A 14,645-nucleotide genomic window follows, 5' to 3' on the forward strand; every position below is an offset into this window, starting at 1 on the left:
TGCATTTTCTTGGTCAATTTCAGGAGCCGGATGATAGACCCCCATAGGTATAATTCAAAGTATTTTTTATATTGTACAGGCGACTTTTTCGTTCATCTGTTTTGCAAATGATTTCAACGGAGTTCATCGCATTATCTGAGGGGTTTAAAGGCTAATAATGCAGAATTTAGATTGCAAATTGACTACTGATCTTAGATGAAATCTGAACAAAACCCTAAATTGAACGACAAATTTCCACCATTTTGAGGCATTGAAGCATTTTTTAACGATGACGCGATTTGTTTAGCGCAAACGGTAGCGTACAATCGGGCCCATTGTTCTAATTTAATGTGAATCAACTATCTGCATGAGTAATAAAAGTCTTCAGGTTGGCGGCTCAATCGACAAGGCGCTGTCAGGCAAAGCAGACTTAGAGTCTGTCGCGGTACTTCAAGAAGCCTGGAAGGTGACGGCAAAGCATTTTCTGACCTTCTTCCCAGCAATTGCAGGGCTGTTTTTAGCGCAGCTTGCTCTCTTGCTGATAGCGCTGCAAGTGCAACTGGGTAACCCTGCTATTTTCTTTGATGCTATTGTCAGTGGCGAAGGGATCACACCTGATATTGTTGAAGCGGGTTTTATGGCCAATTTCTGGTCGGATGTATTAAGCGCCCCCTTGTATGCCGGTGTCAGCCTGATGGCGCTGAACCATGCGGTTGGCCTGCCAACCAAACCGCGTTATTTGGTGAAAGGGTTTCCATTTGCCGTAGTCTCTGTTGTCACTATGTTGCTGACATCCTCGCTGCAGGGCATAGGTAATGCATTGTTCCCATTAATTGGGTTGTTTTTAACTATGGCTTTCAGCATGACGATCACACTGGTGTGTGAAAAACGTGTCAGCCCATTAAAAGCGATCCAGTACTCTGTCGTGGCCACATTCCGTAAAATTTTGCCTTTATCGGCCATTTTTCTGGCGGTGCTGGTTTTGTTCTTTATCTCCTTTGCTACCGCTGGCATCGGATTGATCTGGACAATTCCTTTCTTCTTTAACGTGAAAGCAATTGTCTACCGCAATTTGTTCGGCATTACCTTGCAAGTTACAACAGTTGATAAAGGCGGTGACGGGGAAGATCAAGGCAATAAAACAGAAGAAGAAAGCAAGGTATTTAACGCGTGATAAAAAATGTCAGACACTTTGCGGTTGCCGGATGCACATTGTTCTTTGTAGGTTGCGCTGAGCCTGAAAAGCAAGCAGTGAATACCCAAGATGAAGCCACCCGGCCAGATTTTAACGTCATGGAAGACGTAAACCATAAGAAGCAATCATTTTTTACGTTCTTACGTCCGTTCGTGCAGCAAGAGAATGCCAGAGTCAGTCAGGAGCGTTCTTTTTTGCTGGCCATTCAAACCCAGCTGAAAGTCGGGCAAGCGATCAGCCCAAACGATCTCAGTGAAGCCCGCCAGCTTGGCGATGCTTATAACCACGAACTCGCTAGTGACGCTGTCACAGAATCCTGGCTGGATGCTATGTTGCTTCGTGTGGATATGATCCCTGAAGAGCTGGTATTGAGTCAGGCGGCCAACGAATCGGGATGGGGGACGTCGCGGTTTGCCGTTGAAGGGCATAATTATTTTGGACAGTGGTGTTATACCCAAGGCTGTGGCTTGGTTCCCAGTGCCAGGGGGGAAGGAGCGAAGCATGAAGTCGCCGTTTTCTCTGATGCTGCTCAGTCGGTTCACGCTTATTTTATGAATGTGAACCGCAATCGCGCTTATGCGGAGCTTCGGGATATCAGAGCTAACGAGCGTGCTGCAGGTCAACCTGTTACCGGGTTAAAGCTTGCGGAAGGACTGCACCGATATTCTGAACGTGGACAAGAGTACGTGGATGAAATTCAGGGTATGATCCGTCATAACAAACAATTTTGGCAACAGGGCTAACCGTTGATGAGCACTTCTTTTATTAAAACCCTTCTTCTTACTTCCGGCCTGCTCACTCTTTCCGGTAATGTATGGGCGCAGAATATTGAGATGCGTTACAGCAATCTTTTCGGCAAACTCAAGCACAATGTTGCTGAATCTCACCCTGATGTGAACATTGCCTTGTATCTGATCAACCAGCAAACCGGTGAAACCTGTACTGTCCGCAAAGGCTGGATGCAAAAAGAAGAGCATTTTGAAGAGCTCGTTATTCCTGCCGATAATGCCCTGGTAGTGCCAATCGACAATAACCTGCGCCAGGCAAATCCTGACGTCACTTTTGTGATAGATGATGGAATCACCTGCGATGTGTCTATGCAGGTTATCGTCAGCAAGCCTTTAGGGTTAGCCATTAACAAAGAAACGTTGGATCGCCTGCTACCGCAAATGGACATACTCTTAAATGACTTAGGGGGAATGTTCTCATCCTGGTTCATGCCAGAGGTCAGCGGTGTTGTGATGCATTTTGCTGCTGAGGAGACGGGTGTTATCACTGTTTCTGACGATGCCGTGATCCCCATCGAAGCGGGGAAAGCGATTGTGAAAGTCAAGCAGCTCCCTGAAAACACTGTGTTGACCTTACCATCTCCAGCGATTCGCATTACACCCTGGCTGGAATCATCCCCGCAATAACTTAACTTCTCGCTATCTAGGGCTGACCACGGCGTTGGTCGGCCCGGTCTCTGTTTTACATTGATAAGTCGCTTGATACCTACAGCCTCAGTATTTTGTTCATTTATAGACTTAATGCTAAACTAAGTCCATAAATGGACAATCTGAGGCGGTGATCATGAACACCCGTACCGTGGCGGCGAATGAGCCGATTGAACATGCAGGCAATAAGGTACTGCCAGTCGTTTTCAACATTCTGGATAAGTGGAGTTGCAGCCAGAATCAGCAGATGGCTCTGCTTGGTTTATCAAGCCGCTCAACACTGAACAAATACCGTGCCAGCCCTGAGTCGGCCAAAGTGTCTAAAGACTTGCTGGAGCGGATGAGCTACATACTGAATATCCATAAATGCCTGCGCATTTTATTTACCCATGAAGACAGTGTTTATCAATGGGTGCAGAAGCCTAATTCACACCCGTTTTTTGCCGGGCGAAGTGCGATGGAGGTGATGGGCCAGGGCAAGGTTGCCGATTTGTACGAAGTGGCTACACGGTTGAATGCCTGGCGCGGAGGAAGGTCCTGACATGCAGAACGCATACACTCTCAAGCCCTTCAGGGAGCAGCCATGCTATCGATTAATTCCCTCCAAGTATCCGCCAATCAATTTGTATGAAGATGTCGCTGAGCCCGATCAGCTTGAAGCTATTTTTGCCGTTGAAGCTCTGACCAACCCTCGTCTGGCTGAAGAAACCGGGCAGTTTGCTCGTGTGCCGGTCGAGGAAAGGCTGGTTGGTATTCCTCACTGCAGCTACGTGATGGCCGCCTTTACCCATGTAAACCCCGATGGGGGCCGTTTTAATACCGCGGACTTTGGCGCGTATTATGCTACAAGAGACATTAATACTGCGATCAAGGAAACGAGTTACCACATGGAGCGGATACTGGGCTATACCCAGGAGCCGTCACAGGATATCCAGATGAGAAGTATACAGGCTTGGTTTTCTGCCGCTTTGGTTGATTTTACAGATAAGACGTATCTGGATTCTGCGCTTTACCACCCTACGAATTATGCGCATTCTCAGGCCGAGGCGATAACGCTGAAGGAAGCAAGACAAGATGGTGTCTTGTATCACTCCGTACGGCACCAGGGCCATGATTGTTTTGCCTTGTACAAGCCAAACCTGGTCAGCAAGGTATGTCAGTCCAATCATTATGTGTACAAATGGAATGGCAGTGCCATCAATACTGTGCTGGAGATCAGCATGGTATAAAAAAGGGCCGGCAGGCCCTTGTTTGTTTACAACCTTGTCACGTTAGTCTGCTCGGTAGTTAGTCTTCGAGGTAGCGACTTTCAAGGTGTGCTTTGAAATGTTCCGGATTCAGGGTTTCGCCGGTCGCTTCTTTCAGCAGGTTATCTGTTGAAAGGAAGCTGGCTTTTTTCCAGACATGTCTGTCTAACCAGTTGAAGATAGGCTGAAGGTTACGTTCACGAATGAGGTTTTCCACATTCATTTCACGGCGCATAGCCGCCATGAACTGGGCCGCATACATAGCCCCCAGAGTGTAAGACGGGAAATAGCCAAAGCTGCCGTCTGTCCAGTGGATATCCTGCATGCATCCGTCAGTAAAGTTACCTTTGGTCGATAACCCCAGATACTCGGTCATCTTCTTGTCCCATAACTCAGGAATATCAGCCACTTCGATTTTGCCTTCAATCAAATCACGCTCAATTTCGTAACGTAAAATGATGTGTGCAGGGTAAGTCACTTCATCGGCATCGACTCGAATATAGCCAGGTTCGACCCGGGTACTGAACAATGCCAAATTGTCTGTGCTCAGCGCCTTATCGTTATTACGGTCAAATGCTTCGCGAGCTAACGGGGCGAGGATTTCAATAAAAGGCTTACTGCGCGAAAGCTGCATTTCAAAAAACAGGCTTTGTGACTCATGAACGCCCATTGAGCGTGCCTGACCTACAGGTAAACCATGCCACTGCTCAGGGAGTCCTTGCTCGTAACGGGCATGGCCAGTTTCATGGATAACCCCCATGAGTGCACTGGTAAAGTCAGCTTCATCATATCGGGTGGTAATGCGGACATCAGTCGGTACACCGCCACAAAACGGGTGCGTACTCACGTCCAACCTGCCGTGTCTGAAATCAAATCCCAATTTGCCCATGATATCCAGACTCAATGCTTTCTGTTGAGCTATCGGGAAGGGACCTTTAGGAGTAATAACCTGATCACTGGCTTGTTTTGCTCTGACTTGTTGAATCAATGCGGGTAGCCATGTTTTCACCTGACCAAATATAGAATCAATTTTCTCGCACGTCATGCCAGGTTCATACAGATCCATCATAGCGTCATAACGGCTTAAGCCTGTTGCTTCAGCTCGAATCTGCGCTTCTTCTCTTGCCAGTTTAACAACGGCTTCAAGGTTCTGGCTGAACTCGTGCCAATTGTTTTCTTTACGTTGCGTCCGCCAGGCATGCTCGCACTTTGAACCGGCGAGCGATTTTTTCTCCACCAGATCAGCCGGCAGGATATTGTCATTCTGCCAGGAGCGCTTCATCTCTTGCAGGCTGATCTTTTGCTCTTTTGATAAAGACTCGGTTTCGGCTCTGGCGAACCATTCAGTCAGAGAAGGGGCCGTTGCGAGTTCATGATGGATAAGAGCCAGTTCAGCCATTGCTTCGGAGCGGGCGGCATTTCCGCCTTCTGGCATTTTTGCAGCCTGATCCCAGCTGCAGATAGCGGATAAGTGAGAAATCTTGGAAAGCTTTTTAGCGTGTTGCTCCAGTTTCTGATAGTAAGTCATTTTTAATCCTTTATCTTGACTTAGTAGCGTGCAGGACGGCTACAGACTTAATTGGACCTCACTCAGTTTCAGGCTCGCTTGTAAAATGCCAGAGTATGGAGATGCAACTCGGAATGAAGCAGCTCGGTAACCTGTAGAAATCATTCGTAGGAATAGCTGGTTATGAGCACGGATCCTATTGCGCAACGTACCACTGAGCAGGGGGGTGCGTTACATATCACGGCGAGTACCTGAACGCATAAGTATCTATAGTATGATACGGATAAAACTTCCATATACCAGACTGTTCTTAGCAATTTTTTTGGTTTTTTGTGAACAAATCTTTATAGGTTGTGATGATTTTTGGCTGGTTTTTAGTGTTTTCAGCTTTATCAGTTCTGTCTGGTGCGTTTGATATGCAATATGTCTATTAGGTATCTTCGCCAGCGAAAATGATAAAAGGATTAAAAAAGCCGCAATGTCTGCGGCTTTGATAGGTGTAAAAGTTAATTAACCTGCAAGATATCTAACTTTTCACCCGGATCAAATTCACTGGCACCTTCGGAAGAGACGGGTGAGTTTGGTAGGTCTTCTTTATCAAAAGCGATATCACCACCGTTAATCGCCCCTGATTCCTTGTCGATTGATTTAAAGTCAAACAGGTTAAAGTCCGCCAGATGCGAGGGCACGACGTTTTGCATAGCGGTGAACATAGTCTCAATACGGCCCGGATACCGTTTATCCCAGTCGCGCAACATTTCTTTGATGACCTGACGCTGAAGGTTTGGTTGCGAGCCACAAAGGTTGCATGGGATGATCGGGAACGCTTTCATTTCGGTGTAGCGTTCAATGTCTTTTTCGCGGCAATAAGCAAGCGGACGAATCACTACGTGCTCGCCATTATCCGAGACCAGCTTAGGTGGCATGCCTTTCATTTTACCGCCGTAGAACATGTTCAGGAAAAGCGTCTCCAGCATGTCATCGCGGTGGTGACCCAGCGCAATTTTAGTTGCACCTATTTCCTTCGCCGTACGATACAAAATGCCGCGACGCAGACGAGAGCAGAGAGAGCAGGTCGTTTTACCTTCCGGTACTTTCTCTTTGACTATTGAATAAGTATCTTCATTCACTATCTTGTACGGAACACCCAGAGATTCAAGATATTCAGGCAAGATATGTTCAGGGAAACCAGGTTGTTTCTGATCAAGGTTAACTGCAATCAATTCAAAGCTGACAGGGGCACTGCGCTGCAGGCTGCTCAACATTTCCAGCATGGTATAGCTGTCTTTACCACCAGACAGACAAACCATAATGCGATCACCATCTTCGATCATATTATAATCAGCAATCGCCTGGCCCGTGTTTCGGCGCAGTTTCTTTTGCAGCTTATCGAAGTTGTATTTCTGTGCCTTTGTAAGCTCTTGATTCTGAGTCATTGCTTCTCTCTTTCGCATCGATTGAATCACTCTGTCAACCGACGGTAAATGCATTGAGCACGATGATATAAGTCGTTATGAATTATCATCGATAAAGGTTACCGTGAGCAGGGTTCGCGATCTGTGCTCACTGGCAAATTTCATGGCGGGTATGATACGGATTCCAGCGTCGGATTCCAGCGTGATTTTCATCTTAATTGATAATTAAGCGGCTAAATGGCAGTTTGAGCGATTGTTGTCGGTGAAAAGCACGCCTGCGGGTTGAAGGCGTGCTTTCAGAGCAAGATTATTGGTTAGGATCCAGAGGGCTGATGTAGCCGTCGGGCTTGAGGGCAAGCAAGTCGCAGTTGAGGCTGTCAATAGTGTGCTCAGCTGTATTGCCGATGAAGACAGCAGAAAGCCCGGTCCGGCCGGTGGTGCCCAGTATTACGAGTTCTGCATCCAACTCTTCTGCCACTTTTGGGATGACGTCTTCAGGCAATCCTTCGACGACATGGGTTTTACCTTCATCAATACCGTGTTTTTGCCTCAGTGCCTTCATTGATGTCAGATGGTGGCCTCGTACCGCATCTGTGTAGGTTGCAGGGTCAAATTCAGGTAATTCAATCGTAATGTTAACCGGGGTGGCAGGGTAGGCATTGACCAGGTTGACTTCGGCAACCAGTACTTCTGCCATGTTCTTAGCTTCGCTGATGATTTTATCGTTCAGTGCTTCGTGCGTATCACTTTCGGCTGCTAAGTTGACACAAGCCAGTACTTTTCCGTTTTCGGGCCAGCTGTGCTCTTTGACCAAAAGCACGGGGCATGGACATTTGCGCAATAAATGCCAGTCGGTAGGGGTAAAAATCACAGAGCCGATTTTGTCGTGTTTATGAGTGGCTTTTATCAGTAGGTCGTGATGATGGCTGTACACCTCGGCTATAACGGCTTCATAGGGGCGATTGTGCCACACAACCAGGATGTCGATATCAACGCCAGCGGTGACATGAGGGCGGATAATGTCTTTTAACCATTCTTCGCGCTGTTGGATAACCCCACGTCGCATGGCCTGACGTTCATCTGACGAGAGCATGGATGTCATTTCGTAAGAAAAATCATAAATGGCAAGGAATACAGTGATGTGAACACCCTCACTCTTTTCAGCGAGGTGCATTGCGCGTGACAAAGCCGGTTGGTTGTCTTGCAGTGGGTCGGCCACTACGAGGATGTTTTTGTATGTGTTCATAACTGCCCCCTGTCTCAACGGATTCGCAATCGACCTGATCTGAAAAACTGTTTGTATTCAGATTAGTATATTCACTGTAACGGATTGCTGCGAGGAAATGGAGGACTTTGGAGAGGAATTACAGTAAAAATTGATGGGCATCAAGCCCATCAATTTTTATAAAACTATTTACAATTAGTCGCACCGGCTAGCAGAGCTAGCTGCTCACGATCAAGAACCGTGATGTACTTGCCTTTCACGCCAATGATCTCGGATTTTTGGAAACGTCCTAACAGACGACTGATTGTTTCAACCGTCAGCCCCAGATAATTTCCAATATCTCCACGGGTCATAGTCAGCCGGAATTCGCGGGCAGAAAACCCACGCTCTGAGAAACGGCATGACAAATCATAGAGAAACGCTGCCAGACGCTCTTCGGCATTTTTCTTAGAGAGCAGCAGAATCATATTCTGATCGCTTTTAATTTCACTGCTCATCAGGCGCATAATTTGCTGTCGGAGCTTAGGCATCTTACCGGCAAGCTCATCCAATGTTTCAAACGGAATCTCGCATACCATAGAGGTTTCGAGAGACTGGGCAAAACTTTGGTGTTTATGGTCGTTGATAGCGTCAAAACCCACCAAATCGCCAGCTAAATGAAAAGCGGTAATTTGTTCGTCGCCTTGCTCGGTGATGGTATAGGTTTTCACTGTGCCTGAACGAATAGCGTACAGCGCTTTCAGCTCGTCCCCGGCTTTAAATAACTCCTGGCCCTTATGGATAGGCTTTTTACGCTCAATAATGCTATCTAGCTGATCTAACTCTGCGTCATTGAGAGTAAAGGGGATACACAACTGACTGATACTGCAATCCTGACAATGGATAGCACATCCACCGGATTGAATGCGTTTTGTGGAGATTTTATCTGAATTCATAAACTGTGGCCTGACCAAGTTCGGATACTCGAGTCACTCTATCACACTCTTATTCATAATGACGAGTATAAAACATTAGGAAAATTGTGTGATTGCGACATAACCTGTGTGGATACCGTATGCCAATAACAATAATGCACTGGTTTTTTTAAATATCTGATTGGAAAGCCATTGTTTAAGCGTTTCTGCAAAGCTGCCTACTAACAGCATGGCTGGCAAAGTTCCCAGACCAAAGGCCAGCATGACGCCGGCACCTGAGCCTGCATTGCCAGCCACAGCCGCCCAACTCAACATTGAGTAAACTAATCCGCAGGGTAACCAGCCCCATACCAGTCCAAACGGAAAGGCCGCTAGGGGAGATTTCAGTGGTAACATCGACTTAGCTAAAGGCGAGATAAAACGCCAGAGTGATTGGCCGAGAGCTTCAATTCTGGTGACCCCTTGCCACCACTGGCCAATATACAGGGCGAGAAGAATCATCATCACTGCGGCGAAAATGCGCAGGAAAAGGAGCGCAGTGCTTAATCCACTTAATGCAGCCATACCTGCCACTGCGCCACCAATAACAGCTCCGGCTGCTGCGTAAGAAATCAGGCGTCCGGCGTTGTAGCAAAGTAAGTAAGGAAAACGGTGGCTTTGCTGTTGCCCTGGCATACCTAAGGTAATAGCGGCAGCGATACCACCACACATCCCCAGGCAATGGCCTGCACCCAGCAGGCCAATAACAAAAGCAGCGAAAAAATCTGTGTTCACTGTTTTTCCTTGCCCGTTTGTTCATCATCCGTTTTTTGCGCGGGTTGCTTTTCTTCATTCTCATCAAACAGGATGTCGTATCCCTGTCTTTCGAGGTCTTCAAATTGTTCTGATTTGACGGCCCAGATAAAAATGGCAACGGCAATGCAGACGAAGATGATTGCAATCGGGATGAGTAAATACAGGCTAGCCATCTTCTTTCAATAACCTCAGTGAATTAGAGACAACAATGATGGAGCTGGCAGACATGCCTAATACTGCAATATAAGGTGCAACCAGTCCGGCAACAGCCAGAGGCAGAATAACAAGGTTATATCCTAATGCCCATGATAGATTTTCCCGAATGATCTTCTTAGTTTTCATCGCCAGGCGTCGTGCTTCCAGCACTCGGTTTAAGTGATCACCAAGTAAAACCATATCTGCAGACGATTTAGCAACATCCGTACCTCCACCCATTGCAAGTGACAGATGAGCGCCAGCCAGCACAGGTGCATCATTAACGCCGTCACCAATCATCAGGGCGACCTGATCTTTGGCGAGACTGTTAAGGTAATCGAGTTTACCTTGTGGGGTCGCGCCGCTAATCAGCTTGTCTACAGAAAGCGTTTTTGCCACGCGAGCGGCATTGTCGGAGTTATCGCCCGTGAGCATTGTGACCTGAATCCCTTCGGCCTGAAAGGCACTGACCAGTGACTGACTGTCATGCCGGATGGGATCATCCAATTGGAAAGCGGCGATAGCTTTACCGTTACAGGTGAGCCAAACCTGAAAGCCCTGGTCTGGAGAAGGGGCGTTTTCACCGTTTAACGCAAAAGCCTGCTTTCCGATTCGCCATTCATTTCCCTCTCTCGTGCCTTTGAGGCCAAAGCCGATTTCATTTTCAACCTCATCAAAGGAAAAGGCTGAATTTCGATAACCAGAAAAAGCCCGGGCGATAGGGTGGTTTGCAAAGCGTTCCAGCTCGGCAGCGATGCTCAGGACCTCTGTTTCATCGTAACTGTCAAAGCAGACTGTTTGGATGACTCTGACATTTCCTTCGGTTAAGGTGCCGGTTTTATCTATAACCAGTTGGTTCACATTGCAGAGTGTTTCCAGAACGTGTCCGCGCCGGAGCAGAATGCCTAGACGGCCAAGACGTGAGGTAGCACAAGTCAGTGCGGTTGGTGTTGCCAGCGACAGGGCGCAAGGGCAGGTGGCAACCAGCACAGCCAGCGTAATCCATAGCGCATCATCGGGTTTTACCTGGTGCCAGTAAAGCCAGGTACCCGCTGCAATGATAAGAATAACAGCGACAAAATAACGGGCTACCACGTCGGCAACTTCTGCAATTTTTGGCTTCGTTGCCTGTGCTTCATCCTGGAGACGAATGATGTTCGAAATAAGGGAGTGCTGGCGGTCCTGAGTCACTTTCACGGTCAGGTTACCGTCACCGTTAATTGTGCCGGCAAATACAGTATCATCCTTGCTTCTGCGTACGGGGAGCGGCTCGCCAGTCAGCATTGACTCGTCGATTACACTGTGACCTGCCACAATAACACCATCGGCAGGTAAGCTTTCTCCGGGCAAAACTGTGACAACGTCACCTGTCTTTAGGCTTTTCGCTGCAATCTGGCGACCATCAACCAGATTTGCCATAGCCGGAATCAATTTAAGCAGATTGGCGCTGGCTGCAGCGGCTTTACGGCGCGCCCTCATCTCAAGATAACGGCCGATTAATAAGAAGAAGGTAAACATCGAAATGGATTCGAAGAACACTTCGCCCTTTGTTGTAACAGTGGCATAAAAGCTGGCCACGTAAGCGAAGATCAGCGCAATAGAAACAGGGACATCCATGCCTAATGTGCGTGCTTTGAGGTTCCGCCAGGCATTCAGATAGAAGGGCAGTGCTGAGTAGAGAAGCACCGGGGTGGCGAAAAGAAGGCTGACCCAGCGGAAATAGTTTCGGAAGCTTTCATCCAGATCACCAAATACCTCAAAGTACAGCGCAACCGCCAGCATCATCACCTGCATGCTGGCTAAGCCAGCGATACCTAAACGGTACAGGTAGCTCTTCATCGTATTGTGGTAATGCTGCTCTTGGTTATCTGCCTCAAAAGGGGCCGCTTTGTAGCCTAAACGGTGAATGGCGGACAAAAGAGTGCTGAGTTTAGTCTGCTCGGGGTTCCAGCTGAGCAGAGCGCGGTGCGTGGTGGTATTGACGCGAATGTTAACTAAGCCTGTTTCGCGTTTGAGTTGTCGTTCAATTAACCATGCGCAGGCGGCACACGATACCCCTTCGAGTGACAGTGTGACTTCGTTGGTGTTGTCGCTGGTTCTGACAAAGTCTTGCTGAATTTCTTCGTTGTCATACAGGGCAAGGGACTGCAATTGCTGAGGAATCAGATCGGCTTTATCTGCTGTTGCAGTCCGATACTCATAATAGGATGTCAAACCACTGTCGACTATAGTGCTTGCCACAGCGTGGCAGCCCGGGCAGCACATACTGCGTGCTGTTCCCAGGATGTCGACTGTTAAATGGGTATCATGTGGTACAGGATCACCACAGTGGTAGCAAGAGGTTGTCATCCTTTGTTTTGTCCATACAGCTTAATCGGATCGGATGAGGGCAGGTTAAGACGGCCATTCAGCATCCATTCTCCCTGAAACGGCTCTACTTCGACAAACCATGGGCCATCAATCGACTCTGGTGCTGTGAATCGGTAGCGGCCTTTTTGGTCCGGGCTGATCATTTGGGTGAAGTCTTTTTCCGCTAAGGTGCGGTGAGTAAAGAGAACTCGCAGCGTTGGAAAGTCAGGCAGCTCACCTTTGTCCAGAGATAGGGTGATATCTTGCTCAGTAACCTTGATATCCGCCTTTATTTTCAGGGCGTCTGCGACACGCAGTCGCGAAAAGTCCTGATTAATGCCTTTTCCTTTCTTGTAATAGTCTTCAGCAACCAGATCCACTTTGTTCTGAGAGAATATATACAGCGCAGTCATGCTGTATGTAATGGATAGGGCTGGAATCGCAATTATGAACCAGGGCCAAAACTGCTTATACCATGGCTTTTGCATTGTGAATCCTTTTAGTATCTATAAAAAGAGCCCCTGATTTTAGCAGGGGCCCTATGACTTAGCTTCAGTGAAATTGTCAGCAAACGTCAACAATTAACTGATTCGTAACAGAAATCAGGATTACTGCTCGCTGTTGCTCAGGCCCCACACATAAGCAGAGATAAGCTGAACTTTTTCTTCGCCCAGAATGTTATCCCAAGCCGGCATAACACCCTGACGACCGTGAGTAATAGTATCAACGACCGCGCGACGTGAACCACCATATAGCCAGATATTATCAGTCAGGTCAGGCGCACCAAATGCTGGGTTACCTTTACCATCCGTACCATGACAGGCAGCACACACCACAAAGCGTTGTTTACCCGCCGCAGCCTCTTTGGCATTCACTTTACGGCCAGACAAACTCAGAGCGTAACTTGTTACTTCTTGTACACCGTCTTCGCCTAAGGTGTCAATCCATGCAGGCATAGCGCCTGTACGGCCATGCATGATGGTGGTTTTGATGGTTTCAGCTTCACCGCCATACAACCAATCGTTATCGGTCAGGTTAGGGAAACCCTGCTGACCACGCGCATCAGAGCCGTGGCACTGAGCACAGTTCTGCAGGAACAAGCGCTGACCTACACGGCGAGCATCTTGATCGGCTGCAATTTCTTCGATTGGACGAAGGTTGTTACCAGACTCGTCATAGGCAAGGGTTTTAAACAGCTCGCCATAAGCTCGTTCTGCATCACCCAATTCTTTGGCATATTGATCAAGCTCTTGCGCTTGCTGAGAGTTAGCAATAGATGCTTTTGACTCAGCTACTGTGCGAATAGTCTGATCTGAACTCTGCCACCCCAAAAGCCCCTTAAAGTTGCCCAGGCCAGGATATAGCGCCAGATATACCAAAGAAAAAACAATGGTTCCCCAGAACATATAAGACCACCACTTAGGTAGTGGGTTATTGATCTCGCGAATACCATCGTATTCGTGGCCCATGTCCTCACCTTCTTCAACACCCATTTTGTCCTTGCTACACCAAGCAAGAATGGCAGCAATTGCAGCCAGGGTGCCAAGCGTGATGACGATGATCCATACACTCCAAAACGTCGACATTCTTATTTGCTCCTGTCTTTTTCACGCGTGGCCACATCCTTCTCCTCGTCTGCAAATATCAAATTAGCAGCTTCGTCGAATTGGGATTTACGGCGTTTACTGTAGGCCCAAAGGACAATACCAATAAAGCTACCGAACAGAATCACAGTCCAGATACTATGAATGGTTCCGATATCCATGGTGCCTCCTTATTTCATCGCGTGACCTAGAGACTGAAGGTAAGCAATAAGTGCGTCCATTTCAGTCTTGCCTTTCACATCATCACCTGCTTTCGCAACTTGTTCGTCAGTGTAAGGTACACCGAACTTATCGCGGAATAAGGCAAGTTTTTTAGAGGTTATTTCGCCATCCAGTACATTTTCTTCCAACCAAGGGAAACCGGGCATGTTAGATTCTGGTACTACATCGCGGGGGTTACGCAAGTGTACACGGTGCCATTCATCGGAATAACGGCCGCCTACACGAGCCAGATCCGGACCTGTACGCTTAGAGCCCCACAGGAATGGATGCTCCCAAACACTTTCACCTGCAACAGAATAATGGCCATAACGTTCAGTTTCTGAACGGAATGGACGAATCATCTGGCTGTGGCAAACGTTACACCCTTCGCGGATATAAATGTCACGGCCTTCCATTTCCAGGGCAGTGTAAGGGCGCAGGTTTTCTACAGGCTCAGTCGTTTGTTCCTGATAAATCAGCGGCGTGATTTCTACCAGCGCACCCAAACTGATTGCAATCACAATCAGGATGGCCAGCAAACCAACATTTTTTTCAACAAGTTCGTGACGAAAGCTCATCAGTT

The 14,645-nt window shown here is 47.7% G+C and carries 16 protein-coding genes; 5 read left to right on the forward strand and 11 right to left on the reverse strand.

Annotated features, from left to right (window positions below; all coding sequences use genetic code 11):
- Positions 1-346 precede the first annotated feature (346 nt).
- From Q4491_RS04270 to Q4491_RS04290, 5 genes are all read left to right on the forward strand, one after another.
- Positions 347-1,153 carry a hypothetical protein gene (locus Q4491_RS04270; RefSeq protein ID WP_303454983.1) on the forward strand — a complete coding sequence of 269 codons (807 nt, stop codon included), beginning with the start codon at positions 347-349 and terminating at the stop codon, positions 1,151-1,153.
- A 77-nt stretch (positions 1,154-1,230) separates the two neighbouring features.
- Entirely contained in the window at positions 1,231-1,917 is a 687-nt protein-coding gene (locus tag Q4491_RS04275; RefSeq protein ID WP_303454986.1) for a glucosaminidase domain-containing protein, read from the forward strand.
- A 6-nt stretch (positions 1,918-1,923) separates the two neighbouring features.
- The gene (locus tag Q4491_RS04280; protein ID WP_303454988.1) at positions 1,924-2,589 is read left to right on the forward strand and encodes a DUF2987 domain-containing protein; all 666 of its coding nucleotides are present in this window, start codon (positions 1,924-1,926) and stop codon (positions 2,587-2,589) included.
- 157 nt (positions 2,590-2,746) lie between these two features.
- The gene (locus tag Q4491_RS04285) at positions 2,747-3,151 is read left to right on the forward strand and encodes an MbcA/ParS/Xre antitoxin family protein (protein ID WP_036759448.1); all 405 of its coding nucleotides are present in this window, start codon (positions 2,747-2,749) and stop codon (positions 3,149-3,151) included.
- A 1-nt stretch (position 3,152) separates the two neighbouring features.
- Positions 3,153-3,839, forward strand: a complete 687-nt coding sequence (locus tag Q4491_RS04290; protein WP_218384653.1) for an RES family NAD+ phosphorylase — start codon at positions 3,153-3,155, stop codon at positions 3,837-3,839.
- Between the two features lie 58 nt (positions 3,840-3,897).
- Here Q4491_RS04290 and Q4491_RS04295 read toward each other — a convergent pair whose 3' ends face one another.
- From Q4491_RS04295 to ccoO, 11 genes are all read right to left on the reverse strand, one after another.
- Complete coding sequence (locus Q4491_RS04295) at positions 3,898-5,385, reverse strand: carboxypeptidase M32 (RefSeq protein ID WP_218384652.1); 1,488 nt, start codon at positions 5,383-5,385, stop codon at positions 3,898-3,900.
- Positions 5,386-5,870: 485 nt separating this feature from the next.
- Positions 5,871-6,800 carry a tRNA 2-thiocytidine(32) synthetase TtcA gene (ttcA, locus tag Q4491_RS04300; RefSeq protein WP_192017118.1) on the reverse strand — a complete coding sequence of 310 codons (930 nt, stop codon included), beginning with the start codon at positions 6,798-6,800 and terminating at the stop codon, positions 5,871-5,873.
- 286 nt (positions 6,801-7,086) lie between these two features.
- Positions 7,087-8,025 (reverse strand): universal stress protein UspE, encoded by a 939-nt coding sequence (uspE, locus tag Q4491_RS04305; RefSeq protein WP_303454997.1) that lies wholly within the window; start codon positions 8,023-8,025, stop codon positions 7,087-7,089.
- A gap of 164 nt (positions 8,026-8,189) precedes the next feature.
- Positions 8,190-8,939 carry an FNR family transcription factor gene (locus tag Q4491_RS04310; RefSeq protein WP_303455000.1) on the reverse strand — a complete coding sequence of 250 codons (750 nt, stop codon included), beginning with the start codon at positions 8,937-8,939 and terminating at the stop codon, positions 8,190-8,192.
- Positions 8,940-9,014: 75 nt separating this feature from the next.
- A complete protein-coding gene (locus tag Q4491_RS04315; RefSeq protein ID WP_192017115.1) occupies positions 9,015-9,692 on the reverse strand; it encodes a sulfite exporter TauE/SafE family protein in 678 nt (225 codons plus the stop codon).
- Positions 9,689-9,886: a cbb3-type cytochrome oxidase assembly protein CcoS gene (ccoS, locus tag Q4491_RS04320; RefSeq protein ID WP_192017114.1), complete on the reverse strand. Its 198-nt coding sequence runs from the start codon at positions 9,884-9,886 to the stop codon at positions 9,689-9,691. The genes Q4491_RS04315 and ccoS overlap by 4 nt, the downstream gene beginning before the upstream one ends.
- A complete protein-coding gene (locus Q4491_RS04325; RefSeq protein WP_303455005.1) occupies positions 9,879-12,257 on the reverse strand; it encodes a heavy metal translocating P-type ATPase in 2,379 nt (792 codons plus the stop codon). The genes ccoS and Q4491_RS04325 overlap by 8 nt, the downstream gene beginning before the upstream one ends.
- A complete protein-coding gene (locus Q4491_RS04330) occupies positions 12,254-12,745 on the reverse strand; it encodes a FixH family protein (RefSeq protein ID WP_192017112.1) in 492 nt (163 codons plus the stop codon). Before Q4491_RS04330 ends, Q4491_RS04325 begins: the two co-directional genes overlap by 4 nt.
- A gap of 120 nt (positions 12,746-12,865) precedes the next feature.
- Positions 12,866-13,843, reverse strand: coding sequence for a cytochrome-c oxidase, cbb3-type subunit III (gene ccoP / locus Q4491_RS04335; RefSeq protein ID WP_192017111.1), 978 nt, complete (start codon positions 13,841-13,843; stop codon positions 12,866-12,868).
- A 2-nt stretch (positions 13,844-13,845) separates the two neighbouring features.
- Positions 13,846-14,022 (reverse strand): CcoQ/FixQ family Cbb3-type cytochrome c oxidase assembly chaperone, encoded by a 177-nt coding sequence (locus Q4491_RS04340; RefSeq protein ID WP_027252218.1) that lies wholly within the window; start codon positions 14,020-14,022, stop codon positions 13,846-13,848.
- Positions 14,023-14,031: 9 nt separating this feature from the next.
- Positions 14,032-14,640 (reverse strand): cytochrome-c oxidase, cbb3-type subunit II, encoded by a 609-nt coding sequence (ccoO, locus tag Q4491_RS04345; RefSeq protein WP_192017110.1) that lies wholly within the window; start codon positions 14,638-14,640, stop codon positions 14,032-14,034.
- Positions 14,641-14,645: the final 5 nt, after the last annotated feature.

Origin of the sequence: Photobacterium sp. 2_MG-2023 (genome assembly GCF_030547675.1) — a bacterium.
Taxonomy (GTDB): domain Bacteria; phylum Pseudomonadota; class Gammaproteobacteria; order Enterobacterales; family Vibrionaceae; genus Photobacterium; species Photobacterium arenosum.